Source organism: Streptomyces sp. NPDC028314, from assembly GCF_055565795.1.
This window is the reverse complement of record NZ_JBVHTP010000002.1, coordinates 253,943-278,321: the sequence shown is the minus strand read 5'-3', so window position 1 is coordinate 278,321 and position 24,379 is coordinate 253,943. Positions and strand designations below refer to the sequence as shown.

Genomic DNA, 24,379 nt, shown 5'->3' with positions numbered 1-24,379 from the left:
GGAGGTCCGCCCGCTCCGCGCAGCCGTCATCGCAGAACGCAAAACGGGCTCTCCAAGGAGCCCCGAGGGCTGTGATCCAGTCGCCTTGCCTGGGGTGGCGCCGCTGGTGCTCGTCCGTGACGCGTGGGGTACGGGCACCACAAGAGGCAGGCCCGGGCACTAGCTCGGAGCACCCACCTCGCTGCCCCGACACCTGAGCACGGAGGTGTTTTGCATCGCCGAGGGGCGGCCACGGCGCGGCCGCCCCTCCACTGCTACCGGCGCTGCTCGTAGATCACCAGGAACGGTGAGACGAATCCCGACGCCTCCAGCGGGGTCACGTCCCCGGCCAGGACCAGCAGGACGCCGGCCGCCAAGGCTCCTCCGTACATCCACGCCCTTGCCGGGTCGGGTCCGCTGTCTTCGACCTGCACCGTGCCATCGCTCATACTGGGTGCGCTCCTGTTCTTCGCTGGACATGGGTATCGGCAGCCACAGCGCCTAGGAACCCTGTGGAAGCCGCGAGGCGGTTGAGACGGCGACGCATGTCAGTGCGCTTGCCGCCTCAACCGTCAGTCATCGCTCGATACAAACCCCCAGTTCGGGCCGCGCCAGATGACCTCAATACACAGAGACGCGCAGAGATCGAGAAGGTCCTCGCGCGGCTTGTCAGGGACTAGCAGCACGAGCCGTGGTGTGGGGTTGAGGAAGCGCCGGTAGTCCACCAGGGCCCCGATGGCGGCTCGTACCGCACTGCGGGTGGCGTTGGACTTCACTTCGATCAGCCGGTTCTCAGTCACATCCAGAAGATCGGGAATCAACGCGCCGGCTTCGCCTGCGACGCTGATCTGGATTTGGGATACGTCACGCCCGAGAGAGCGCAGGTAACGGGCGTACTCATGGCTCAGCAGACTTTCAGTACGGACGACGGACGGCCGCACCGTGCTCACAGCCTCTCGGGATAGACGGAGAGGTGCGGCCTGAACCCTCAGTTCCTGTGCTGGTGTAACTGCGAGACGAGGTCCGTAGGTGCTGATCTCCCCCACCGCGCGAAGACGGAAGATGATCACGCTTCGCATCGCTCCATCTAGGCCGACCGCGTCCGCCTTGTAGTGCGGGTTGGATGGGTCGAGCTCGAACTGGCCGACGTAGCGGTACCGCCTTGGGCGGCCCGGGTCCGGCGCCTGGATGAAGAGGTGCAGTTGGCGGCCTTCTTGCTTGTGGTTGGCCAGGGATCGGTTGCCCTGCTTCATGACCTGGTTGCCGGAGGCACCTAGGCCCATGAAGTGGAAGCAGCCGTCGGACCCCCAACCTTCGAGATCTGTGGTCTCGGTGGACGGTCCCGTGAAGAGCATGATCCTGCCGCTTGTCTTGGACGGCGAGATCGCGCCTTGCGTGGGCCCCCCAAATCGGGCGCGCAGTTCCTCGCGGGTGATGTCGGAGCCCAGCGACAACGAACCGTCGTCCATCGTTCCTCCTCCCTCGACCATGCCTACAGGATAGATAATCCAGCCTGAAAAACCAGGCTGGATTATCGCCCAGGACACTCTGAGTGGAGGTGAAATGGCGTCAATCGGCTGGATAAATACCCACCAATTGCCCCAAAAAGGCCATCTAGGCGTTACGTAACAGTTACCTTCGCTCGTGGGGGCGGTCGTCACTGGACGGGGCAAAGCCGCGTGCGCTGCTGATCACCGGGACCGTCGGTGTCGGCAAGACCTCGATTGCCGACTTGGTTGGCGCCTTCTCGCCGACGCGGGGATGCCGCACGCGGCCATGGACCCGGACCGCCTCTCTGCCAGTCTTGGCCCGCCTCCGACGACGACCCGTGCAACTCCCGCCTGCTGCTGCGCAACCTGCGCGGCGTGACCGCCAACTACCTCGACGCCGGTGTGCGGCGGATCGTCTTGGCCGGGGTCGCCGAGAACGCGGCCGAGCGCCCCGGCTACCAGGCTGCGATCGGCATGCCGCTCCGATCTGCCGCCTAACCGCGGCCTCCCCGCTGTGCACACTCGGCTCAGGCGCCGCCATGAGGCCAACAACGACCCCGGGTCCCAGCCCTGGCACCTGGAACGGGCCAGCCAGCTCCACCAGATCCTCGATCAGGCCGCCATCGCAGACTTCACCATCGACACCACCAAGGTGCCGCCCTCGGCCGTCGCGCCAGTGTCCTCAAGAGCGCCGGATGGAGCTGACCCGACGCACGATGAAACCCCAACGGTCAGGCTCGCTAGATTGCCGCGGCAGGTGACCACGTGGCCCTCGAAGCTCCGCTTCGGATCGCACAAGCATCACGGAACGTACACGCAGCAACTGGCCGTACGTGGGGAATGCGGACTGGCCGCTGACACCCCCGCCGGATAGATCTAGGTGGCGTTCACGCTCCACCTCGGCGTGATCCGTGATGTCGCCCCCTCGGTCTACTCGCTCTTTTTGAGGAGCAGCAAGACCCCGAGTGCTGACGTATCCCAGAGCGCTGGTGCGCTACAGCGTGCCACCCAGGTAGACATTCCTGGACGACACCTGAATCAGTCTGAGCTCCACGCCTGGATTAGGTCCTCGGGCAGCAGATGGTCAATACCTTCGGCAGTGCAGCCGCTGCGGGCAACCGCGAGGAGCGGGGTGTCCTCATCCGCACCCGGGAGTTGGGCGCGATGGTTGATCAACCGCGCCAAGTCACGGTGATCAAAGGGCTTGTTCTCAAGCCACTTGATCGACCCCACGACAGTGATCTTCTTGGCGATAGGTGCCCGGTCGGCGCCGATGATGTCAATCTCCGGATCGTTGGTACGGGTCCAGTAGCCGCCGACGGTGTTGGTGCCCTCAGGGAGCCGGTCATCGGCCAGACGCCACAGGCTCTCGCGGACGACCGGTTCGACAGCCCTGCCGCGCCAGGATGTCCAGCCCGCACGGATCGTCTCCAGGACCAGGTCACCACGACCCCGCTCGACAGCCGGGATGCCAGGACCGATGAAGGAGAGCCAGAAGCGCAGGTACGGATCGTCGATCCGGTAGCGGGTCTCGCGGCTGGGCCGCGTCGACAGGGGCAGATCGGCGGCGACCATGCGGCGACCGGTAAGGAGGTCCAGAGAACGCGTCACCGATCCGGGGTTGAGGCCACCCGCAGCCCGGCCGATCAGCGTGAAGGTGCGTTCACCGTGGCCGATGGCGCCGAGTACGGTCCGCGCCTGCGCCTCAGTGGGGAACTCTGCCGCCAGCGTGCGTTCTCCGCTCACCAACAGCGCCGAGGTGGGCCGACGCAGAGCGAGGCCCAGATAATCCCAGAGGCTCACTCCCTGCGGCCATTCCTCCAGGATCAGCGGAAGCCCGCCACTGACGAGATAGGCGTCGAAGGCGTCCGCCGGCGGCAGGTCCAGCATGCGCGCAACGTCCGCCGGGGTCAGTGGGGGGACGACCATCTCCGTGCCTCGCTGGTAGAAAGGTCGGCCGTAGGTGTTGAGCTGCTCCATCATGGCGATGTCGGAACCGATCAGCACAAGAAGTACCGGCAACTTGGACAGAGTCCGGTCAAAGGCCTTCTGTAGCGCACCTTCGAAACTCGGGTCCTCACGCACCAAGTAGGGCATCTCGTCCATTACCACGATGCTGGGCGCATCCGTCGGCAGGGCAGAGGCAAGCAGGGCGAGGGCCGCGTCCCAGGTCTGCGGGGCCGCGAAGTCTGCGAAGCGGTCGGCATCGGGGAGGCTAGAAGCAGCGACTTCCGCCGTGAATCCCGCCAGGTCCTCTTCTCTCGAACCGCCAACCGCAGTGAAGAATAGGTGCGCGATCCCTGCGCGTTCCACGAACTCTTCCACAAGCCGGGACTTACCCACGCGCCGCCGCCCCCGGATCAGCACCGCTCGCCCGGGCCGACCACTGCGCCCACCAGTCCGCACTGGCGACAGCAGGTCCTCCAAGAGACCGAGTTCGTTACGACGGCCGATGAACCCGTTCATGGCAAACACCTCCGCTGGACCTCATCAGAGACTTGCATCGAAGATAGTTTCATCAATGCAAGCATGATGCCACCCGCCTGGCCGATGGCCCCCGCCCGAGGCCGGGAGATCTGTTACTGGCAGCCCAAATCCCTACGTGCGCACATGCGCGCACGAAAAAACCCCCCTAAACCAACGTTTCCGCAGGTCAGAGGGGTTCTATCGTGTGGAGCCTAGGAGATTCGAACTCCTGACATCTGCCTTGCAAAGGCAGCGCTCTACCAACTGAGCTAAGGCCCCGAGAAGAAGGCGCGACCGTCCCCGGTGAAAGAGTGGCCGTTCCGCAGAACAGAGTACCGGGTCTACCCCCTCATCCCGCAAAATGATAGGGACTCCCGCCCCGCGACCACTCTCCGTAAGATGCTCGCGAGGTTCGCACCAGCGAAGGGGAGTAGTAAGAGTGGACGCAGTACAGCAAGAGGCCACGGCCAGAGCCAGAGAGCTCCAGCGCAGTTGGTACGGGGAGCCGCTGGGAGCTCTCTTCCGCCGGCTCATAGATGACCTCGGCCTGAACCAGGCTCGCCTCGCTGCCGTCCTCGGACTGTCGGCGCCGATGCTGTCCCAGCTGATGAGCGGCCAGCGCGCCAAGATCGGTAACCCGGCCGTGGTCCAGCGGGTCCAGGCCCTCCAGGACCTCGCCGGCCAGGTGGCCGACGGAAGCGTCAGCGCGGGGGAGGCCACCGACCGGATGGACGAGATCAAGAAGACCCAGGGCGGCTCCGTCCTCAGCAACAGCGGGCAGACCCCCACCAGTTCGGGTGCACCCACCGTCAAGCGCGTGGTCCGCGAGATCCAGTCGCTGCTGCGTTCGGTCTCCGCGGCCGGGGACATCATCGACGCCGCGGACACCCTCGCTCCCACCCACCCGGAACTGGCAGAGTTCCTCCGGGTGTACGGGGCGGGCCGCACCGCCGACGCGGTGGCTCACTACGAGTCCCACCAGAACTGACACACGGCTGACGACGGGGGACGGGCACAGCGATGGGTGAGGTCTTCGCGGGCCGGTACGAGCTGATCGACCCGATCGGCCGCGGTGGAGCGGGAGCCGTATGGCGCGCCTGGGACCACCGCCGCCGGCGGTACGTCGCCGCGAAGGTCCTCCTGCAGAGTGACGCCCACACCCTGCTGCGGTTCGTGCGCGAGCAGGCCCTGCGGATCGATCATCCGCACGTGCTCGCGCCGGCCAGCTGGGCGGCGGACGACGACAAGGTCCTCTTCACCATGGACCTGGTCGCCGGCGGGTCCCTCGCCCACGTCATCGGGGACTACGGTCCGCTGCCGCCCCGCTTCGCGTGCGCGCTGCTCGACCAGCTCCTGTCGGGGCTGGCGGCGGTCCACGCGGAGGGCGTCGTCCACCGCGACATCAAACCGGCCAACATCCTGATGGAGGCCACTGGAACCGGGCGGCCGCACCTGCGGCTGTCCGACTTCGGCATCTCCATGCGCAAGGGCGAGCCCCGGCTCACCGAGACCAACTACGTCGTCGGCACGCCGGGTTACTTCGCGCCCGAGCAACTGCTGGGCGCCGAACCCGATTTCCCCGCCGACTTCTTCGCCGCCGGGCTGGTCGCCCTGTACCTCCTCCAGGGCCGCAAGCCCGACTCCCAGGCCCTGGTCGAGCACTTCCTCGCCCACGGCACCCCCGACGCCCCCGAAGGCGTCCCAGCGCCGCTGTGGGACGTCATCTCGAACCTCCTGCAGCCGGATCCCCAGACCCGCTTCAAGACCGCCACAGGGGCCCGCAAGGCCCTTGCCGAGGCCGTGGAGCTGCTCCCGCCCCCCGCCCCGGACGAGGACCCGGTGGAGGTGTTCGACCAACTCGGCCCGCTCCCCGCCGGTTTCGGCCCCCAGGGCCCGCAGAGCACCGCCGCGGTGACCCCCGGGGGACCGACCGCCGCCGTGGCCCCCGCGCCCGCTCGGGCCGCGGGCGAAGCCACCCCGGCCGACCCGCGCGGCACCGCCCGTCCGGCCCCGGCGGCTCCGGCCCCGGCGGCTCCGGCCCCGGCGGCTCCGGCCCCGGCCACGCCCTCGGCGTCCACCCCGGCCGCGTACGCGGCGCCGCCCGCGCCGCAGGACTCGTACGGCCCGCCGCCGACGGCGTACGGCCCCTCGCAGACGGGCAGCTTCCACCTCCCGCCGCCGGCCGTGCCCGGCCCGGCGCCCGAGCCGGCCACCACCCCGTACGCGGTCGCGGCGCCCGCCCGCGCCGGCCGGATCCCCGCGCCCCCCGCGAAGGTCACCGCCGGGATCGTCACGGCCGCACTGCTCTGCTTCGCCGTGGGCGTCTGGGCCCTGACCCGGATCTAGGCCACCCCTCCCGGTCCTGGTCTCTCCCGGTCCTGGTCCCTCCCGGTCCTGGGCCCTAGCCGGCCGGGCGCCGCCGGGACAGCAGGAACCATCCCCCGAGCACGAGCAGCAGCACCGTCCCGGTCCCGAAGCCCCCGGCGGCCACCACCCGCATCACCGAGCGGGTGTCCTCCGCCGCGGCGGCCTCCGGCCCGGTGAGCCCGTCCTTGGCGGCGGCCTGGTCGGCTGCGCCCACCCCGAACCCCGAGCCGCTCAGGCTCTCCTGATACGCGGGCGCCTTGCCCGGCCCGCTGATGACGTCCATCCGCAGGGTCAGCGGCACCGGGGTGGCGTCCTCGGTGAACTCCCCGACCTTCCCGCCCAGGGTCACGGCGACGTAGTACCAGCCGGCCACTCGCGTCCCGCGCACCTCGGCATCGTCGGAGAAGCGGTTCTCGTACGCCACCGGCGCCGTCTTCGGCAGGGTGACTCCGGCCTGCTTGCCGTCGTACGAGGCGTCCTTGGAGTCGACCAGCGCGCGGTACGGGCTGTAGACCGAGACGGTGAGTCCGTTCGAGGCCGATGCGTACTGCTTCGTCATCCTGGCGGCCGCGATCTCCGCTCCGAGCCCCAACTGCTGTCCCCAGTCGAGCGGGACGCGGTAGTAGCGGGTCTGCCCGGGCCTGAGCTCATCGCGCCAGACCCCGGCGGAGAGGGCGCGGGCGTCGTTGAAGCCGGTGCCGCCGGTCCGGCCCACCGCCTCGCCGCCGGGCAGCGTCGGCGAGGCCGAGGGCCGGACGCTGGGGGCGACGGTGGGGACGCTGCCCGCGCCGACGGCCGGCTCGCGCTGGACGAGGAGCTCCACCGGCCACCGCCCCTGGTCCGAATCCTTCACCACACTGCGCGTGACCTTGGCGTAGTAGGTGTCGGCGGTCTGGCATTCGGCGTCCTCCCGGACCACCCGGACCGCCGCCGCGCTGACGGGGACCGGGTCGTAGCCGAAGGACGCCCGCCCGTAGCCGGGGCAGCGCCGCCCCTCCCGGGTGATGATCTCGACCTCGATGCCGTCGCTGTAGCCGACCTTGACGCCGGACGGGGGCCGGACCACGGCCGAGACGTACACGTCTGACGCGGCGTCGAGACGGAGCTGGTAGTACCGCTCCCCCGGGCCGATGGAGTCCTCGTAGACCGTCCCGGTCTCCAGCAGCGGGGTGTCCGCGGTCGACGGCTTGCCCTCGGCCTTCTTCGCCCCGTCCGCGGGACGGTAGGCGGGCACCGGCTGCGGCTGCGTGCCGGGCGCGGAGGGGGCCGCCTGCGCCACCGCGGGCAGTCCCGCCGCGAGCGCCGTGACGGCGACGCCCGCCAGCACCGCTCTCCGTACCTGACGTCCCCGACCCATCACACCGCACCCCGAATTTGCTCGCGCAAGCCAAATCTTTGCATAATGCAAGTTTTCGTCACAGAACAGCACAAAGCCCCGGCAGCAGCGGCAGCCGGGGCTTCATGGGATCAATCGTGGGTCTCACACGCCAGAACCAGAAGGCACGGAGTCAGTTGCCTCCGTCCACAGGTCCTGCTCGGCGCGGTCCGCCTGGATCTGGCGGTACACGAGGAGCCCGCCGATGGCGGCCAGTGCGACCAGGAGCAGCTTCTTCACCGCGCGACCTCGTCTTTCGTTGACGTTGGGGACTTCTGGCGCCCAACAATACACACCGACCGATACCGATCAGTTATCTGGTGAGCCTTCAACTGGCCGAACGACAAAGACCCCCAGGCCTATGGCCTGGGGGTCTTCGACACTGTGGGGCTAACAGGATTTGAACCTGTGGCCTCATCCTTATCAGGGATGCGCTCTAACCAACTGAGCTATAGCCCCATCCGCGCTGCGCGCTGACTCCTGAAGGTTAGCGCACAGACCCGGTCGAGCCAAAATCCGTTCCCCGGAGACATCCCCGCAGGTCAGTCAGCGGTCATTCGTCCTCGGCCAGCGTGAGCTCCACGCCGCCCACGAAGCCCGCCGACAGGTTGTAGATGAAGGATCCGAGCGTCGCCAGCGCGGTCATGAGCACCACGTCGATGACCGCGATCACCGAGGTGAAGATCAGAACACGGGGCAGCGACAGGAACGACTGGAGGTCGAACCCGTTGCTCTCGTTCGAGCCGGTCGCCTCGCTGATCGTGCCGCCGACGGTCGAGAAGACGCCCATCGCGTCCATGACCATCCACAGCACCACCGACGCCACGACCGTGCACACGCCCAGCGCGATCGACAGCAGGAAGCTGACCTTCATCACCGACCACGGGTCGGCCTTGGCCACCCGCAGCCTCGCCTTGCGCGTCCGGGGAGCCGTACGGGCCCCCGTGCGCGCCTGGCGCTGCGCACCGGCTCCCTGGCCCGCGCGCGGCGCACCCGGGCCCGAGGGCGCCGGGTAGGCCTGCGCAGGCTGGTACGGCTGTTCGGCCCGGTCCTGGCCCGCGTCCGCCTTCGACTTGGGCTTCGGTCCTCGGGTATCCGTCACGGTTCCCCCCTGGGAGTCCGCGGCAGGGCCACGGGCACCGTTCGCTCCAGTCTTGGCCGGTCCGGCGCCCGTGGCTCCACTCACGACTTACTCCTCGTGCTCCCCAGCCGAAGGCTGCGTGCCCTCGGCGGCCTCGGCGGCCTGTCCGTCGGCTGCCTCGGTCCCGATCTCGTTCTCGCTGTCGTCGACCTCGTCAGCTTCCTGACCGGCCTCGGCGTTGCGGGCGATGCCTACCACTGCATCGCGCTTGCCCAGGTTGATCAGCTGGACGCCCATGGTGTCACGGCCGGTCTCCCTGACTTCGTTGACGCGCGTACGAATCACACCACCGCTGAGCGTGATGGCGAGAATCTCGTCCGTTTCGTCGACCACCAGCGCGCCGACGAGCGAACCGCGGTCCTCCACGATCTTGGCTGCCTTGATGCCCAGACCACCACGACCCTGGACGCGGTACTCGTCCACTGCCGTCCGCTTGGCGTAGCCGCCGTCGGTCGCGGTGAAGACGAACGTACCGGGCCGGACCACGCTCATGGAGAGCAGTTCGTCCCCGCCGCGGAAACTCATGCCCTTCACACCGGAGGTCGCGCGCCCCATCGGACGCAGCGCGTCGTCGGTCGCCGTGAAGCGGATCGACTGCGCCTTCTTGCTGATCAACAGCAGGTCGTCCGCGGCGGACACCAGCTCGGCGCCGATCAGCTCGTCGTCGCTGCCGTCCTCGGTCTCCCGGAGGTTGATCGCGATGACACCACCCGAACGGGGCGAGTCGTAGTCCTTGAGCGCCGTCTTCTTCACCAGGCCGCCCTTGGTGGCCAGGATCAGGTAGGGCGCCGCGTCGTAGTCGCGGATCGCGAGGATCTGGGCGATCTTCTCGTCCGGCTGGAAGGCCAGCAGGTTCGCCACGTGCTGCCCGCGCGCGTCGCGGCCGGCGTCCGGGAGTTCGTACGCCTTGGACCGGTAGACGCGGCCCTTGTTCGTGAAGAACAGCAGCCAGTGGTGCGTGGTGGAGACGAAGAAGTGGTCGACCAGGTCGTCCTGCTTCAGCTTCGTGCCGCGCACGCCCTTGCCGCCGCGCTTCTGCGAGCGGTAGTCCTCGGTCTTGGTGCGCTTGACGTAGCCGCCGTGCGTGATCGTGACGACGATGTCCTCTTCGGCGATCAGGTCCTCCATGGACATATCGCCGTCGAAGGGCACCAGCTTGGAGCGCCGGTCGTCGCCGAACTTCTCGACGATCGCCGCCAGTTCCTCGCTGACGATCTGCCGCTGGCGCTCCTCGGAGGCCAGGATCGCGTTGTACTCGTTGATCTTGGCCTGGAGCTCGTCGTGCTCGGCGACGATCTTCTGCCGCTCCAGGGCCGCCAGGCGGCGGAGCTGCATCTCCAGGATCGCGTTCGCCTGGATCTCGTCGATCTCCAGCAGGCCCATCAGGCCCTCGCGCGCGATCTCGACCGTGTTGCTGCGCCGGATCAGCGCGATGACCTCGTCGATCGCGTCCAGGGCCTTGAGCAGACCGCGCAGGATGTGGGCGCGCTCCTCCGCCTTGCGCAGGCGGAAGCGCGTGCGCCGGACGATGACCTCGATCTGGTGCTGCACCCAGTGGCGGATGAACGCGTCGATCGACAGGGTGCGCGGCACCCCGTCCACCAGCGCCAGCATGTTCGCGCCGAAGTTGGTCTGCAGGTCGGTGTGCTTGTACAGGTTGTTCAGCACGACCTTGGCGACGGCGTCGCGCTTGAGCACGATCACCAGGCGCTGACCCGTCCGCGACGAGGTCTCGTCGCGCACGTCGGCGATGCCGCCGATCTTGCCGTCCTTCACCAGGTCGGCGATCTTCTGCGCGAGGTTGTCGGGGTTGGTCTGGTACGGCAGCTCCGTGACCACCAGGCACTGGCGGTTCTGGATCTCCTCGACCTCCACCACCGCGCGCATCGTGATGGAGCCGCGACCGGTCCGGTACGCCTCCTCGATGCCCTTGCGGCCCACGACCAGGGCGCCGGACGGGAAGTCCGGGCCCTTGATCCGCTCGATGAGCGCGTCCTGGAGCTCCTCGTGCGAGGCCTCCGGGTGCTCCAGCGCCCACTGGGCGCCGGCCGCGACCTCGCGCAGGTTGTGCGGCGGGATGTTGGTGGCCATACCGACGGCGATACCGGCGGAACCGTTCACCAGCAGGTTCGGGAAGCGCGCCGGCAGGACCGTCGGCTCCTGGTTGCGGCCGTCGTAGTTGTCCGTGAAGTCGACGGTCTCCTCGTCGATGTCCCGGAGCATCTCCATGGCCAGCGGCATCAGCTTGCACTCGGTGTAGCGCATCGCGGCCGCCGGGTCGTTGCCCGGGGAGCCGAAGTTGCCGTTGCTGTCCACCAGCGGCATGCGCAGCGACCACGGCTGGGCCAGGCGGACCAGTGCGTCGTAGATCGAGGAGTCGCCGTGCGGGTGGTAGGTGCCCATCACGTCACCGACGACGCGGGCGCACTTGTAGAAGCCCTTCTCGGGCCGGTAGCCGCCGTCGTACATCGCGTAGAGCACACGGCGGTGGACGGGCTTGAGACCGTCCCGTACGTCGGGCAGCGCGCGCGAGACGATGACGGACATCGCGTAGTCGAGGTAGGAGCGCTGCATCTCCGTCTCGAGCCCGACGGGCTCGATGCGCAGGACGGGCTGCTCCTCCGCGGGGTTCTCCGCAGTGGGGGTGGTTTCGTCGGCCATTGCTGGTCAGAAGTCCTTTCAGGCGGTCAGCGAGGACCGACTCAGATGTCGAGGAACCGAACGTCCTTGGCGTTGCGCTGGATGAAGGAGCGCCGGGCTTCGACGTCCTCGCCCATCAGCACCGAGAACAGGTCGTCGGCCTGCGCGGCGTCGTCCAGGGTGACCTGGCCGAGCACGCGGTGGTCGACGTCCATCGTGGTGATGCGCAGTTCCTCGGCGTTCATCTCGCCCAGACCCTTGAAGCGCTGGATCGAGTCTTCCTTGATCCGCTTGCCCTGCCCCTTGCCCAGTTCGACCAGGGCGTCGCGCTCGCGGTCGGAGTACGCGTACTCGAAGTCGTCCCGACCCCACTTGATCTTGTACAGCGGCGGGCGCGAGAGGTACACGTGCCCGGCCTCGACCAGCGGCCGCATGAAGCGGAACAGGAAGGTCAGCAGCAGGGTGTTGATGTGCTGGCCGTCGACGTCGGCGTCCGCCATCAGGATGATCTTGTGATAGCGGAGCTTCTCGATGTCGAAGTCCTCGTGCACACCGGTACCGAAGGCACTGATCAGCGCCTGGACCTCGGTGTTCTGGAGGATCTTGTCGATACGGGCCTTCTCGACGTTCAGGATCTTGCCGCGGATCGGCAGGATGGCCTGGTACATCGGGTTGCGGCCGGACTTCGCGGAGCCGCCGGCCGAGTCGCCCTCGACGATGAAGATCTCGCACTTGGTCGGGTCGTTCGACTGGCAGTCCGACAGCTTGCCCGGCAGCGAGGCGCTCTCCAGCAGCCCCTTGCGGCGCGTCAGGTCACGGGCCTTGCGGGCCGCGACGCGCGCCGTGGCCGCCTGGATCGACTTGCGGATGATGTCCGCGGCCTCGACCGGGTTCCGGTCGAACCAGTCGTTGAGGTGCTCGTGGACGACCTTCTGCACGAAGGTCTTGGCCTCGGTGTTGCCCAGCTTGGTCTTCGTCTGGCCCTCGAACTGCGGCTCGCCCAGCTTCACCGAGATGATCGCCGTCAGACCCTCGCGGATGTCCTCGCCGGCGAGGTTGTCGTCCTTTTCGCGCAGCAGCTTCTTCTCGCGCGCGTAGCGGTTGACCAGACCCGTCAGGGCCGCACGGAAGCCCTCCTCGTGCGTACCGCCCTCGTGGGTGTGGATCGTGTTCGCGAAGGAGTAGACGCCCTCGGTGTACTGCGAGTTCCACTGCATCGCGATCTCGACCGAGAGCATGCGCTCCTTGTCCTCGGCCTCGACGTCGATGACGGTCGGGTGGATCAGCTCGCCCTTGCGCGAGTTCAGGTACTTCACGAAGTCGACGATGCCGCCCTCGTAGTAGTACTTGACGGTGCGCGCCGTGGGCTCTTCCACGTCCGGGTCGTCGGCGCCGACGGTCGCCTTCGCCGAGTCGCGCTCGTCCGTCAGCGACAGGGTCAGGCCCTTGTTGAGGAAGGCCATCTCCTGAAAGCGACGGGAGAGCGTCTCGAACGAGTACTCGGTCGTCTCGAAGATGTCGGGGTCGGCCCAGAAGGTGACCGAGGTGCCCGTCTCCTCGGTCTCCTCGTTCTTGGCCAGCGGCGCGGTCGGGGCGCCGAGCTTGTAGTCCTGGGTCCAGCGGTAGCCGTCGCGCCGGACCTCGACCGCGACCTTCGTCGACAGCGCGTTCACGACGGAGACGCCCACACCGTGCAGACCGCCGGAGACGGCGTAGCCGCCGCCGCCGAACTTGCCGCCCGCGTGCAGGACGGTCAGCACGACCTCGACGGCGGGCTTGCCCTCGGACGGAACGATGTCGACCGGGATGCCTCGGCCGTTGTCGACCACGCGTACCCCGCCGTCGGCGAGGATCGTCACGTCGATGGTGTCCGCGTGCCCGGCCAGTGCCTCGTCGACGGAGTTGTCGACGACCTCGTACACGAGGTGGTGCAGACCGCGCTCGCCGGTCGAGCCGATGTACATGCCGGGCCGCTTGCGGACCGCGTCCAGGCCCTCGAGGACCTGGATCTGATTGCCGGTGTACGCAACGGGTTCGCCGTTCTCGCCGGCGGTGGACTGGTTGTCGTTGGGGTTGCCGGAATCGGCCACGAAGCGCCCTTTCTGGCACAGCACAGGCCGTACTCCGGGCCAGCAGGCATGCAAGCAGGAGCGGCTGCGTCGATCTGCGTTGTCAGCGTTTGTCAGCGGGATCCCGCAACTGGGCGGGATTCGCTTCAGTCTACCGGTACCACGGACCTGAATGGGGGTTTGCCGGTACCTGAGTCCGCATGTGCCGCCCTGAACCTCCTCTCTCCGACTCCCCATATCCGGGGAGGGGCTCAAAGAGGCTCACACGGGCATTGAGCGCTTCGGGCTGTCAACCTCCCGCTACGGTGAGGGACGCCACCCGCAAGAGCGCCGGGGAGACCGTCCGGCGCAACGGCCGCGGCCCGGCCGGAACCGGACCGTCGCCGGCTCGTCGCCGGGTCGTGATCTACGTGCGCGGGGCGGGCCGCGGGGCACCGCTCAGCGGGCACGGGGAGCCTGGGGCTGGGAGCCCGGGGCTCCCCCGTGCCCGGGCTGGGCCGGCCCCGGGCCGTCGGGCCCGGCCCCGTCATCCGTACGTGTCGCCCGGCCCCTTGGAACCCGGCGCACGCCACGGGCCGTACCGCTTGGCCCGGCCGCCCGGACCGTGCACGTTGAGCAGCCGGACCGTGCCCTGCCCCAGCTCGGCGTTGAGCCGGGCCACGAGCTGCGGAGCCAGCAGTTTCAGCTGCGCCGCCCATGCCGAGGAATCGCACCGCACGAGAAGTTCACGGTCCTCGTACCGCTCCGGTTCACAGTGCGCGGCGATGTCCGGGCCGACGATCTCCGCCCAGCGCTCCATCACGCCCGCCACCGCCATCGGCATCTCCCAGCCGCGTTCGGTCCGCAGCCGGTCCAGCGCCGCCATCAGCGGCATGGGGTCCCGGCCGTCGGCGCGCGCGCCCGAGCGCAGGCCCGGCTGCTGCTGCCGCTTCTTCCCCGTCGCCGTGTTGCCCCGGGCGCGCGCCTGCTCCCGCGCCGCCGCCAGGGCCTGCCGCGCCAGATCCACCCCGGAGAGCTCCGGGGTCTTGCGCGGGGGCTGCTTGTCCTCTTCGCTCACAGCCGGGTCACCTCACCGCCGGACACCCCGAACCTCGTCCCCGACAGCACGCCCGGAACGTCGTCGTCCACCGCCGCCGTCACCAGCACCTGCTCGCCCGGGGACACCAGCTCCGCCAGCCGCTCCCGGCGCCGGGCGTCCAGTTCCGCGAACACGTCGTCGAGGATCAGCACCGGCTCGCTGCCCTCCGAGCGCAGCAGCTCGTACGAGGCCAGCCGCAGCGCCAGCGCGTACGACCAGGACTCGCCGTGGCTCGCGTACCCCTTCGCCGGCAGCTCGCCGAGGCGCAGCAGCACGTCGTCGCGGTGCGGGCCCACCAGGGTCACGCCCCGCTCGATCTCCTGCTTGCGGACCTCGGCCAGCGCCGCGAGGAGCGCCTCGTACAGCGCCTCCCGGGTCCGGGCCGCACCGCTGTCCACCGCCTCTCCGGCCGACGACCGGTACGCCAGCCCGAGCGGGCCGCCGCCGGGCGCGAGCTGCTCGTAGGCCTTGTCGGCCAGCGGCAGCAGCGTCGCGATCAGGTCGAGGCGCTGCGCCAGCAGCTCCGCGCCCGCGCGCGCGAGGTGCTGGTCCCACACGTCGAGGGTGGAGAGGTCCATGGACCGCCCGCCGTGGCGGCGCGCCATGGCGGCCGACTTCAGCAGGGTGTTGCGCTGCTTCAGCACCCGCTCGTAGTCGGAGCGGACCGCCGCCATCCGGGGCGAGCGGGCGGTGACCAGCTCGTCGAGGAAGCGGCGCCGCTCACCGGGGTCGCCCTTCACCAGGGCCAGGTCCTCCGGTGCGAAGAGCACCGTCCGTACGATCCCCAGCACGTCCCGGGGCCTGACCTGCGAGGACCGGTTGATCCGGGCGCGGTTCGCGCGGCCCGGGTTCAGTTCCAGCTCGACCAGCTGCTGGCGCTCGCCCTGCGTCACCGCGGCGCGGACGATCGCCCGGTCCGCGCCCATGCGTACGAGCGGGGCGTCGGAGGACACCCGGTGGCTGCCCAGTGTGGCCAGGTAGCCGATGGCCTCGACCAGGTTGGTCTTGCCCTGGCCGTTCGGGCCCACGAAAGCCGTGACGCCCGGGCCGAGGGGAACCTCGGCCCGGGCGTACGAGCGGAAGTCGGCCAGTGAGAGATGCGAAACATGCATACGGCGCCGACCTCCCCCGGCTTCCTGCTTCTCGCTTTGTTGCTGTTGATCAGGTGCGCTGAGCGGCTACTGCTTCTTCTCGACCGCGTGCCCGCCGAACTGGTTGCGCAGCGCGGCGATCATCTTCATCTGCGGGGAGTCGTCCTGGCGGGACGCGAAGCGCGCGAACAGCGACGCGGTGATCGCGGGCAGCGGCACGGCGTTGTCGATGGCCGCCTCGACCGTCCAGCGGCCCTCGCCGGAGTCCTGCGCGTACCCGCGCAGCTGCTGCAGGTGCTCGTCCTCGTCCAGCGCGTTCACGGCGAGGTCCAGCAGCCAGGAACGGATGACCGTGCCCTCCTGCCAGGACCGGAACACCTCGCGGACGTCGGTGACCGAGTCCACCTTCTCCAGCAGCTCCCAGCCCTCGGCGTAGGCCTGCATCATGGCGTACTCGATGCCGTTGTGGACCATCTTCGCGAAGTGGCCGGCGCCGACCTTGCCCGCGTGCACGGCCCCGAACTCCCCCTCCGGCTTGAGGGCGTCGAAGACGGGCTGGACGCGCGCGACGTGGTCCTTCGCGCCGCCGTACATCAGCGCGTAGCCGTTCTCCAGGCCCCAGACGCCGCCGGAGACCCCGCAGTCGACGAAGCCGATGCCCTTGGTCGCCAGCTCCGCGGCGTGCTTCTCGTCGTCGGTCCAGCGGGAGTTGCCGCCGTCGACGACGATGTCGCCGATCGAGAGCAGTTCCGCGAGCTCGTCGACGGTGGACTGCGTCGCCGCACCTGCCGGGACCATCACCCACACGACGCGGGGGGCCTGCAGGCTGTCCACAAGTTCCCGCAGGCTGTGGACATCGGCGAGGTCCGGGTTGCGGTCGTATCCGATGACGGTGTGGCCTGCGCGGCGGATGCGCTCGCGCATGTTGCCGCCCATCTTGCCGAGACCGACGAGACCAAGCTCCATCAGGTGGTTCCTTAAGCGTTGTGGCCGTCTATGCCGGGGGCCCCTGGATTCCCGGGGTCCGTCCCGGCTCCGAGCCTACGCCGGGCCGCGCTCCGGGGCCCCACGGACGCCCCGGACGCCGTCGGGCCCGGCCCCGCGACTGCGAGACCGGGCCCGACGGGGCGCACTCAGCCGGACAGGCGCACCGGCATGATCAGGTACTTGTACGCCTCGTCCGCTTCCGCGTCGACCGCGGGGCGGCCGCTGAGCAGTGCGGGCTTGGTGGACGTGGTGAAGCTCAGCTGCGCGGCGGGCGAGTCGATCGCGCTCAGGCCGTCCAGCAGGAAGGTCGGGTTGAAGGCGATCGAGATGTCGTCGCCCTCCAGCTTCGCGTCGACGCGCTCCACAGCCTGTGCGTCGTCGGAGGAACCGGCCTCCAGGATCAGCACCCCCTGCTCGAAGCTGAGGCGGACCGGGGTGTTGCGCTCGGCGACCAGCGCCACGCGCTTGACGGCCTCGACGAACGGGGCGGTCTCGATCACCGCGATGGAGTTGAACTCCGTCGGGAAGAGGGTCCGGTACTTCGGCAGGTCGCCTTCGAGCAGCCGGGTGGTGGTGCGGCGGCCCGCGCCCTCGAAACCGATGAGGCCCTCGCCGGCACCGGAGCCCGACAGCGCCAGGGTGACGGTGTCACCGCTGGTCAGGGACTTGGCGGTGTCCAGGAGCGTCTTGGCGGGCACCAGGGCCACGGCCGAGGCGTCCGGGTTCTCCGGCTTCCACAGGAACTCGCGGACCGCGAAGCGGTAGCGGTCGGTGGAGGCCAGGGTGACGCGGTCGCCCTCGATCTCGATGCGGACACCGGTCAGCACGGGCAGCGTGTCGTCGCGGCCGGCGGCGATGGCGACCTGGGCGGCGGCGGAGGCGAAGACCTCACCGGGCACGGTGCCGGTCGCGGTCGGCATCTGCGGCAGCGCCGGGTATTCCTCCACAGGCAGGGTGTGGAGTGTGAACCGCGAGGAGCCGCAGACCACGGTCGCCCGTACACCGTCTGTGGAAATCTCCACCGGGCGGTTGGGGAGGGCGCGGCAGATGTCGGCGAGCAGCCGGCCGGAGACCAGGACGGTGCCGTCCTCCTCGACGTCCGCCTCGACGGAGACGCGGGCCGAGACCTCGTAGTCGAAGCCGGAGAGGGACAGCGTGCCCTCCTCGGCCTTCAGCAGCAGGCCCGCGAGAACGGGCACCGGCGGCCGGGCCGGGAGGCTACGGGCAGCCCAAGCCACCGCCTCCGCGAGTACGTCGCGCTCCACCCGGATCTTCACCGGAACCGCCTCCTGCTGTTGCTCGCTCGTCTGCCGGCCTTCTCGTCGGCTCTCGACGCCTCAGTGTCTCGATGGCTCGACGTCTCAGGCCTCGATGCCGGGGACCAGTCTGACGTACGGCGCCGACAGTCGTTGCTGCTGGCGGTCAAGTCGGGAGCGAGGCGTCGGGACGGCCGTCCACCGAGTTGTGCACAGGACCTGCTTGAAAACCGAATCCGAGCTAACTCTCTATGGGGGTAGTAGTAGGGCCTGTGGAAACGGTGGATAAGCCCGTTCTCGCAGGTCAACCCTCGTTTTTTATCCCCACACCCTGTGGGTGGCACCGGTGGAAAACACGGTGTCTCTGTGGAGAACGAAAAGTTCTGCACAGGCCATCCCCAGATGACCCCGACTACTCCACAGGTGTGTCCCCAGCTTTCCCCCGGTACTCCACAGACCAAACGTCGACATCCGTGTGACGGCTTTCACTCCGGACGGTGACAGGGGGGCCGTCGTTGCCGAACAGTGGACAACGGTGTGGAGAAGTCCGCAGAACCTGTGCACAGGATGCGGGAACCTGTGGGTCGGCGGTGGACAGAGGCGTGGACGAACCTGTGGATACTTTTTTTGTCCACAGGCTGTGGACAGTCCTTGCTCACAATTCCACAGGCCGGTGAGCTGGCCTGATGGTCGCTCAACCCGCACCCCTGTGGACAGATTGTGGGCGACGGAACCCGTCCCCAGGCTGTGGACGGAAGAAAGTCCACCAATCTGTGGATGACTTGGCTCTGCGGGGGCGTATTCGAACAGACGAGGGGCGCGCGGACGAAGAAGGGCGCCCCCGCTGTGGTCCGGGAGCGCCCTGTAGATGAGTTTGAGGACCCCGTGAGGGGCCCTCAAACGGCTCCGGAGAGCCCGCGTCAGGCGTTCTTGATGCGGTTGGTGAGCTCCGTGACCTGGTTGTAGATCGAGCGGCGTTCCGCCATCAGAGCGCGGATCTTGCGGTCCGCGTGCATGACGGTGGTGTGGTCGCGGCCGCCGAACTGGGCCCCGATCTTGGGCAGGGAGAGGTCGGTGAGCTCCCGGCACAGGTACATGGCGATCTGCCGCGCCGTGACCAGGACCCGGCTGCGCGAGGAGCCGCACAGGTCGTCCACCGTGAGCCCGAAGTAGTCGGCGGTGGCGGCCATGATGTCGGAGGCGGTGATCTCGGGCGCGCTGTCCTCGCCGCCCGGGATCAGGTTCTTGAGGACGTCCTCCGTCAGTCCCAGGTCGACCGGCTGCCGGTTGAGGCTGGCGAACGCGGTGACCCGGATCAGCGCCCCCTCGAGCTCGCGGATGTTGCGCGAGATGCGGGAGGCGATGAACTCCAGTACCTCCGGCGGGGCGTTGAGCTGCTCCTGGACGGCCTTCTTGCGCAGGATCGCGATACGGGTCTCCAGCTCGGGCGGCTGGACGTCGGTGATCAGGCCCCACTCGAAGCGGTTGCGGAGCCGGTCCTCCAGGGTGACGAGCTGCTTGGGCGGCCGGTCGGAGGAGAGCACGATCTGCTTGTTGGCGTTGTGGAGCGTATTGAAGGTGTGGAAGAACTCCTCCTGCGTCGACTCCTTGCTCGCGAGGAACTGGATGTCGTCGACGAGCAGGATGTCCATCTCGCGGTAGCGCTTGCGGAACGCGTCGCCCTTGCCGTCGCGGATGGAGTTGATGAACTCGTTGGTGAACTCCTCCGAGCTCACGTACCGCACCCGGGTGCCGGGGTAGAGGCTCCGCGCGTAGTGCCCGATGGCGTGCAGCAGGTGCGTCTTGCCCAGCCCCGACTCCCCGTAGATGAAGAGGGGGTTGTACGCCTTCGCCGGCGCCTCGGCGACGGCCACGGCTGCGGCGTGCGCGAACCGGTTGGAGGCGCCGATGACGAAGGTGTCGAAGAGGTACTTCGGGTTCAGCCGGGCGGTCGGCTCCAGCGGGCCCGACGTCGAGCCGCCGGACGGGGCCGAGGGCGCGGGCCGGCTGGGGGCCGGGCGCGGGGAGGGCTGTTCGTACTGCTGCTGCTCGTACTGGTGCTGCTGGTGCGACTGCTGCTGCTCGTACGGGGACTGTTCGTACTGCTGCTGTTCGTAGCCGCCCTGGTCGTAGCCGGAGGGCTCGGACTGCTGGAGGTAGCCCGGCTGCGGGGACGCGTACGGGTCCCGCTCGGGGAAGCCGCCGAGCCGGGGCTGCTGCCAGCCGTAGTCGTCCTGCTGGCCGTTGCGGGGCCATGCGCCGGGCTCGGGGCGCTGCTGCTGGTAGTCCGGGTAGGCGGGGCGGGCGGTGGGGAGCTGGTCGTCGCCGGGGCCCGTGTGGCCGCCCGGTCCGGTGTGGCCGCCGGGGCGCTGGCCGCCGTAGGGCTCGTAGGACTCGCGCTGCTGCGGGGAGGACGGGGCGGGGGGCGCGGGCTCGCCGGCGGAGTCGTCCACGGTGATGGCGATCCGGATGGGGCGGCCGCACTCCCGGCTGAGGGCATCGCTGATGAGCGGCGCGAGCCGGCCCTCGAGGACGCGCTTGCCCCATTCATTGGGGACGGCGAGCAGGGCGGTGTCGGCTACGAGGGCCAGGGGCTGGCAGCGTTCGACCCACTGCTTGTCCTTGGGCTCGATGCCCTGCTGCCCCTCCCCGAGGAGCTTCTCGAGCACGCGTGGCCACACTGCGGCAAGATCGGCAGGTACGTCAGCCACAGAGCACGCTCTCTCACAGGTCCCGGTCCCACGAATGTGTGGTTCTTTGGGACGGTCGGGACAAAAAATCCGGGATCAGGCAACGGTAGTCAGGCCGGAGGCCAGGGTTCAAGTCGTTGTCCACAGCCTGTGCACAGTGTGGGGCCAGGGAGCCCCGGTTTGACCGGATGGCGTAGCCGCGCGTACCGTAACGAGGTCGAGTTGTCGATGGCTGCTGCCGCCTGCCTACCGATGGGCGAAGATCACTGATTGTGATCATGTAGCGGTGCCACTCGGGCGAACACGCGAGATTCCTTCGTGGGCGCACGGTGACAGCCAGGCGATGTCCCGCCACAACGATTCATTCTCTGGAGCCCCCGAGTGAGCAAGCGCACCTTCCAGCCGAACAACCGCCGTCGTGCCAAGACCCACGGCTTCCGCCTGCGGATGCGTACCCGCGCCGGTCGCGCGATTCTCGCGAACCGCCGTGGCAAGGGCCGCGCCGCCCTTTCCGCGTAACCAACACGCAGGTCGTGACGTCGTGCTGTCTCCCGAAAACCGGCTGAGGCGGCGCGAGGACTTCGCGAGCGCGGTACGACGGGGCCGGCGGGCTGGACGCCCGCTCCTCGTCGTACACCTACGTACAAGCGGTGCAACGGACCCGCACGAGCCGGGGGAGATCGATCCCTCGACGCGTGCGGGTTTCGTCGTCAGCAAGGCTGTCGGCAACGCCGTCGTACGTAACCGGGTGAAGCGCCGTTTGCGCCATCTTGTCCGTGAACGGCTCGCCCAGCTCCCCGCCGGTAGCCTGGTGGTGGTGCGGGCTCTGCCCGGAGCGGGTGATGCCGGCCTCGACGAGCTGGCCCGTGACCTGGATGTCGCCTTGCAGCGGCTCCTGGGAGGCGCGGCTCGATGAAGTACCCGCTGCTCGCTTTGATCAAGCTGTACCAGTGGACGATCAGTCCGCTGCTCGGGCCGGTGTGCCGTTACTACCCCTCGTGCTCGCACTACGGGTTCACGGCCATCGACCGGCATGGTGCGGTGAAGGGGACGGTTCTGACCGCCTGGCGGATCCTGCGGTGCAATCCGTGGTCCCCGGGTGGTGTGGATCATGTCCCACCCCGGAAACGCCCGCGTTGGCACGAGCAGCTGCGCAGTGCGTTGCGTAGATCTCGCAATGCTCAAGGAGCCTGATTAGTGGACACGATTGCCAGTCTGTTCAGCTTTATCACCACACCCGTGTCGTGGATCATCGTCCAGTTCCATGCGCTCTACGGGGCGATCTTCGGTGCGGACAGTGGGTGGGCCTGGGGCCTGTCCATCGTGTCCCTGGTGATCTTGATCCGTATCTGCCTGATCCCGCTCTTCGTGAAGCAGATCAAGTCGACGCGTGGCATGCAGGCGCTCCAGCCGAAGATGAAGGCGATCCAGGAGCGCTACAAGAACGACAAGCAGCGTCAGTCCGAAGAGATGATGAAGCTGTACAAGGAGACGGGTACCAACCCGCTCTCCTCGTGCCTTCCCATCCTGGCGCAGTCGCCGTTCTTCTTCGCGCTGTACCACGTGCTCGCGAACATCGCCAACGGCAAGCCGATCGGCTACATCAACGACACGCTGCTCGAGAGCGCGCGCCAGGCCCACATCTTCGGTGCCCCGCTCGCGGCGAAGTTCACGAACAGCGCTGAGGAGATCGCCGCCCTGGGCGCCTCGGCGACCAGCGTCCGCATCGTGACCGCGGTCATGATCGTGATGATGTCGCTGTCGCAGTTCTACACGCAGCGCCAGCTGATGCAGAAGAACGTCGACCTCTCGGTCAAGACGCCGTTCATGCAGCAGCAGAAGATGCTGATGTACATCTTCCCCGTGATCTTCGCGGTCATGGGCATCAACTTCCCCGTCGGTGTCCTCGTCTACTGGCTGACCACGAACCTGTGGACCATGGGCCAGCAGATGTACGTGATCAACCAGAACCCGACGCCGGGCAGCAAGGCGCAGGACCAGTACCTGACCCGCCTCGTGAAGCACGTCACCACGCACGGCGCCATCAAGGGCCGCGGCAAGAAGAAGATCGTCGCGGCGATCGTGGCCAAGGGCCCGGACCGCAACGACAACGAGCGCAAGTTCATCACCGCCCTGACCAAGCAGGGCATGGCCGCCCAGCCGGACGGCTCCGTGGTCAAGAGTGCTGAGGCCACGGCTGATGCGGACGCGGCGAGCGGCGGTGTCGCGACCAAGCGGCAGCAGCCGAAGCGGCAGCCGAAGTCGAAGCGTCAGACGCCCCCCAGCAAGCCCTCCAAGAAGTAAGAAGGAGCCCCTCCCGTGACGGAAGGCACCACCACCGCCGCCGCTGAGGGCGGCGACACCCTGACCCGCCTTGAGCAGGAGGGTGAGATCGCGGCCGACTACCTCGAGGGCCTGCTGGACATCGCCGACCTGGACGGCGACATCGACATGGACGTCGAGGCCGACCGGGCCGCGGTGTCGATCGTCAGCGACTCCGCCGGCCGTGATCTGCAGAAGCTCGTCGGCCGTGACGGTGAGGTCCTGGAGGCTCTGCAGGAGCTGACCCGCCTCGCCGTGCACCGGGAGACCGGCGACCGCAGCCGTCTGATGCTGGACATCGCCGGGTTCCGTGCGAAGAAGCGCGAGGAGCTGGCAGCGCTCGGCGCCCAGGCCGCGGCGGATGTGAAGGCCTCGGGTGAGCCGCTGAAGCTGGCTCCGATGACGCCGTTCGAGCGGAAGGTCGTCCACGACGCCGTGGCGGCCGCCGGTCTGAAGAGCGAGTCCGAGGGCGAGGAGCCGCAGCGCTTCGTCGTTGTACTCCCTGCCTGATCGGGAGAGCGTGAGGTCGGCCCCGTCTGTGTCGCAGGCGGGGCCGATGTTTGTAAGCCTGGCAGTACCCGTTGTTCGAAGAGTGAGTTCTGTACGGAAGGACGGTCCCCGTGACGGAGGCAGCTGAGCTTCCCCCGGCGCCTGAAGAGGCGCGTGCGGTATTCGGCGAGTTTTTCCCGGAAGCCGTGCGGTACGCGGAGCTGCTGGCGGACGCGGGAGTCAAGCGCGGTCTGATCGGCCCGCGTGAGGTGCCCAGGCTGTGGGAGCGGCACCTGCTGAACTGCGCGGTGCTGTCCGAGGTGGTGCCCGAAGGCGTCACCGTGTGCGATGTGGGCTCCGGCGCCGGACTGCCGGGCATTCCGCTGGCTCTGGTACGCCGGGATCTGAAGATCACCCTGCTGGAGCCGCTGCTGCGGCGTACGAATTTCCTCCAGGAGGCCGTGGAACTGCTCGGCCTCGACCATGTCACCGTCGTGCGCGGGCGGGCCGAAGAAGTCCTCGGCACGCTCCAGCCCGTCCATGTGGTGACGGCACGCGCCGTGGCTCCGCTGGACCGGCTGGCCGGATGGGGCGTGCCCCTGTTGCGGCCGTACGGCGAGATGCTGGCCCTGAAGGGCGACACCGCCGAGGAGGAGCTGGTGGCGGCGAAGGTCGCGCTGGCTAAGCTCGGTGTGGTGAAGACCTCGGTGCTGCACGTGGGCGAGGGCGTCGTGGACCCCCTCTCGACGGTGGTCCGGGTCGAGGTGGGCGAGAGCCCCGGTGGGGTGAGGTTCGCGGCCAAGCGGGCTAAGGCTGCCCGGGTGGGGCGCACGCGCCGGAGGCGCTGATACTCGAGTGCCCCCGGTTTCCGGGGGGATTTCAGGCGTGTTGGGCCCTATAGGTATGGATTTCGGAGTGTCGTAGCGGCCTGGAGAGCCG

At 68.6% G+C, this 24,379-nt stretch carries 22 protein-coding genes and 2 tRNA genes; 9 read left to right on the top strand and 15 right to left on the bottom strand.

The window, feature by feature from the left end; genetic code table 11:
• Positions 1-254 precede the first annotated feature (254 nt).
• Both ACZ4TG_RS05430 and ACZ4TG_RS05425 read right to left on the bottom strand, forming a co-directional pair.
• Entirely contained in the window at positions 255-428 is a 174-nt protein-coding gene (locus ACZ4TG_RS05430) for a hypothetical protein (RefSeq protein WP_468160007.1), read from the bottom strand.
• Positions 429-551: 123 nt separating this feature from the next.
• Positions 552-1,448: an SRA domain-containing endonuclease gene (locus tag ACZ4TG_RS05425; protein WP_468160006.1), complete on the bottom strand. Its 897-nt coding sequence runs from the start codon at positions 1,446-1,448 to the stop codon at positions 552-554.
• Between the two features lie 396 nt (positions 1,449-1,844).
• Here ACZ4TG_RS05425 and ACZ4TG_RS05420 point away from each other — a divergent pair, with 396 nt between their 5' ends.
• On the top strand, positions 1,845-1,967 hold the full coding sequence (locus tag ACZ4TG_RS05420; protein ID WP_468160005.1) for a hypothetical protein: 123 nt from the start codon (positions 1,845-1,847) through the stop codon (positions 1,965-1,967).
• Positions 1,968-2,507: 540 nt separating this feature from the next.
• Here ACZ4TG_RS05420 and ACZ4TG_RS05415 read toward each other — a convergent pair.
• Both ACZ4TG_RS05415 and ACZ4TG_RS05410 read right to left on the bottom strand, forming a co-directional pair.
• Entirely contained in the window at positions 2,508-3,935 is a 1,428-nt protein-coding gene (locus tag ACZ4TG_RS05415) for an ATP-binding protein (RefSeq protein ID WP_468160004.1), read from the bottom strand.
• A gap of 206 nt (positions 3,936-4,141) precedes the next feature.
• Positions 4,142-4,214 (bottom strand) — tRNA-Ala (locus tag ACZ4TG_RS05410).
• Positions 4,215-4,374: 160 nt separating this feature from the next.
• Here ACZ4TG_RS05410 and ACZ4TG_RS05405 point away from each other — a divergent pair.
• The gene (locus ACZ4TG_RS05405) at positions 4,375-4,923 is read left to right on the top strand and encodes a helix-turn-helix domain-containing protein (protein ID WP_468160003.1); all 549 of its coding nucleotides are present in this window, start codon (positions 4,375-4,377) and stop codon (positions 4,921-4,923) included.
• Between the two features lie 32 nt (positions 4,924-4,955).
• Positions 4,956-6,281, top strand: coding sequence for a serine/threonine-protein kinase (locus tag ACZ4TG_RS05400; protein WP_468160002.1), 1,326 nt, complete (start codon positions 4,956-4,958; stop codon positions 6,279-6,281).
• Positions 6,282-6,336: 55 nt separating this feature from the next.
• Here ACZ4TG_RS05400 and ACZ4TG_RS05395 read toward each other — a convergent pair whose 3' ends face one another.
• The 11 genes from ACZ4TG_RS05395 to dnaA all read right to left on the bottom strand — a co-directional run bounded on the left by ACZ4TG_RS05395 (position 6,337) and on the right by dnaA (position 20,392).
• Entirely contained in the window at positions 6,337-7,659 is a 1,323-nt protein-coding gene (locus tag ACZ4TG_RS05395) for a hypothetical protein (protein ID WP_468160001.1), read from the bottom strand.
• A gap of 123 nt (positions 7,660-7,782) precedes the next feature.
• Entirely contained in the window at positions 7,783-7,917 is a 135-nt protein-coding gene (locus ACZ4TG_RS05390; RefSeq protein WP_208809277.1) for a DLW-39 family protein, read from the bottom strand.
• A 145-nt stretch (positions 7,918-8,062) separates the two neighbouring features.
• A tRNA-Ile gene (locus ACZ4TG_RS05385) sits at positions 8,063-8,136 on the bottom strand.
• 94 nt (positions 8,137-8,230) lie between these two features.
• On the bottom strand, positions 8,231-8,863 hold the full coding sequence (locus ACZ4TG_RS05380; protein WP_468160000.1) for a DUF3566 domain-containing protein: 633 nt from the start codon (positions 8,861-8,863) through the stop codon (positions 8,231-8,233).
• A 3-nt stretch (positions 8,864-8,866) separates the two neighbouring features.
• Positions 8,867-11,479, bottom strand: coding sequence for a DNA gyrase subunit A (gyrA, locus tag ACZ4TG_RS05375; RefSeq protein ID WP_468159999.1), 2,613 nt, complete (start codon positions 11,477-11,479; stop codon positions 8,867-8,869).
• A 41-nt stretch (positions 11,480-11,520) separates the two neighbouring features.
• The gene (gyrB, locus tag ACZ4TG_RS05370; RefSeq protein ID WP_468159998.1) at positions 11,521-13,572 is read right to left on the bottom strand and encodes a DNA topoisomerase (ATP-hydrolyzing) subunit B; all 2,052 of its coding nucleotides are present in this window, start codon (positions 13,570-13,572) and stop codon (positions 11,521-11,523) included.
• A 481-nt stretch (positions 13,573-14,053) separates the two neighbouring features.
• Positions 14,054-14,584, bottom strand: a complete 531-nt coding sequence (locus tag ACZ4TG_RS05365) for a DciA family protein (RefSeq protein WP_468159997.1) — start codon at positions 14,582-14,584, stop codon at positions 14,054-14,056.
• Complete coding sequence (recF, locus tag ACZ4TG_RS05360) at positions 14,581-15,717, bottom strand: DNA replication/repair protein RecF (RefSeq protein WP_468159996.1); 1,137 nt, start codon at positions 15,715-15,717, stop codon at positions 14,581-14,583. Before recF ends, ACZ4TG_RS05365 begins: the two co-directional genes overlap by 4 nt.
• A 66-nt stretch (positions 15,718-15,783) precedes the next feature.
• Complete coding sequence (gene gnd, locus ACZ4TG_RS05355; RefSeq protein WP_468159995.1) at positions 15,784-16,662, bottom strand: phosphogluconate dehydrogenase (NAD(+)-dependent, decarboxylating); 879 nt, start codon at positions 16,660-16,662, stop codon at positions 15,784-15,786.
• Positions 16,663-16,829: 167 nt separating this feature from the next.
• A complete protein-coding gene (gene dnaN, locus ACZ4TG_RS05350) occupies positions 16,830-17,960 on the bottom strand; it encodes a DNA polymerase III subunit beta (protein WP_030153167.1) in 1,131 nt (376 codons plus the stop codon).
• 899 nt (positions 17,961-18,859) lie between these two features.
• Complete coding sequence (gene dnaA / locus ACZ4TG_RS05345; protein ID WP_468160431.1) at positions 18,860-20,392, bottom strand: chromosomal replication initiator protein DnaA; 1,533 nt, start codon at positions 20,390-20,392, stop codon at positions 18,860-18,862.
• A gap of 618 nt (positions 20,393-21,010) precedes the next feature.
• Between dnaA and rpmH the strand changes: the two genes are divergently transcribed.
• The 6 genes from rpmH to rsmG all read left to right on the top strand — a co-directional run bounded on the left by rpmH (position 21,011) and on the right by rsmG (position 24,288).
• On the top strand, positions 21,011-21,148 hold the full coding sequence (rpmH, locus tag ACZ4TG_RS05340; protein ID WP_008741645.1) for a 50S ribosomal protein L34: 138 nt from the start codon (positions 21,011-21,013) through the stop codon (positions 21,146-21,148).
• Positions 21,149-21,170: 22 nt separating this feature from the next.
• Complete coding sequence (rnpA, locus tag ACZ4TG_RS05335) at positions 21,171-21,545, top strand: ribonuclease P protein component (RefSeq protein WP_468159994.1); 375 nt, start codon at positions 21,171-21,173, stop codon at positions 21,543-21,545.
• Complete coding sequence (gene yidD / locus ACZ4TG_RS05330; protein ID WP_078950077.1) at positions 21,542-21,823, top strand: membrane protein insertion efficiency factor YidD; 282 nt, start codon at positions 21,542-21,544, stop codon at positions 21,821-21,823. Before rnpA ends, yidD begins: the two co-directional genes overlap by 4 nt.
• A 3-nt stretch (positions 21,824-21,826) precedes the next feature.
• Entirely contained in the window at positions 21,827-22,933 is a 1,107-nt protein-coding gene (gene yidC, locus ACZ4TG_RS05325; protein WP_468159993.1) for a membrane protein insertase YidC, read from the top strand.
• Between the two features lie 15 nt (positions 22,934-22,948).
• Positions 22,949-23,461: a Jag family protein gene (locus tag ACZ4TG_RS05320; RefSeq protein ID WP_136210325.1), complete on the top strand. Its 513-nt coding sequence runs from the start codon at positions 22,949-22,951 to the stop codon at positions 23,459-23,461.
• 110 nt (positions 23,462-23,571) lie between these two features.
• Positions 23,572-24,288 carry a 16S rRNA (guanine(527)-N(7))-methyltransferase RsmG gene (gene rsmG, locus ACZ4TG_RS05315; RefSeq protein ID WP_468159992.1) on the top strand — a complete coding sequence of 239 codons (717 nt, stop codon included), beginning with the start codon at positions 23,572-23,574 and terminating at the stop codon, positions 24,286-24,288.
• Positions 24,289-24,379: the final 91 nt, after the last annotated feature.

Bases quoted from the DNA above. Each gene is read 5' to 3' on its own strand.
- ACZ4TG_RS05430 (WP_468160007.1), bottom strand. From the start codon at position 428: ATGAGCGATGGCACGGTGCAGGTCGAAGACAGCGGACCCGACCCGGCA.
- ACZ4TG_RS05425 (WP_468160006.1), bottom strand. From the start codon at position 1,448: ATGGACGACGGTTCGTTGTCGCTGGGCTCCGACATCACCCGCGAGGAA.
- ACZ4TG_RS05415 (WP_468160004.1), bottom strand. From the start codon at position 3,935: ATGAACGGGTTCATCGGCCGTCGTAACGAACTCGGTCTCTTGGAGGAC.
- ACZ4TG_RS05400 (WP_468160002.1), top strand. From the start codon at position 4,956: ATGGGTGAGGTCTTCGCGGGCCGGTACGAGCTGATCGACCCGATCGGC.
- ACZ4TG_RS05395 (WP_468160001.1), bottom strand. From the start codon at position 7,659: ATGGGTCGGGGACGTCAGGTACGGAGAGCGGTGCTGGCGGGCGTCGCC.
- gyrA (WP_468159999.1), bottom strand. From the start codon at position 11,479: ATGGCCGACGAAACCACCCCCACTGCGGAGAACCCCGCGGAGGAGCAG.
- recF (WP_468159996.1), bottom strand. From the start codon at position 15,717: ATGCATGTTTCGCATCTCTCACTGGCCGACTTCCGCTCGTACGCCCGG.
- gnd (WP_468159995.1), bottom strand. From the start codon at position 16,662: ATGGAGCTTGGTCTCGTCGGTCTCGGCAAGATGGGCGGCAACATGCGC.
- yidD (WP_078950077.1), top strand. From the start codon at position 21,542: ATGAAGTACCCGCTGCTCGCTTTGATCAAGCTGTACCAGTGGACGATC.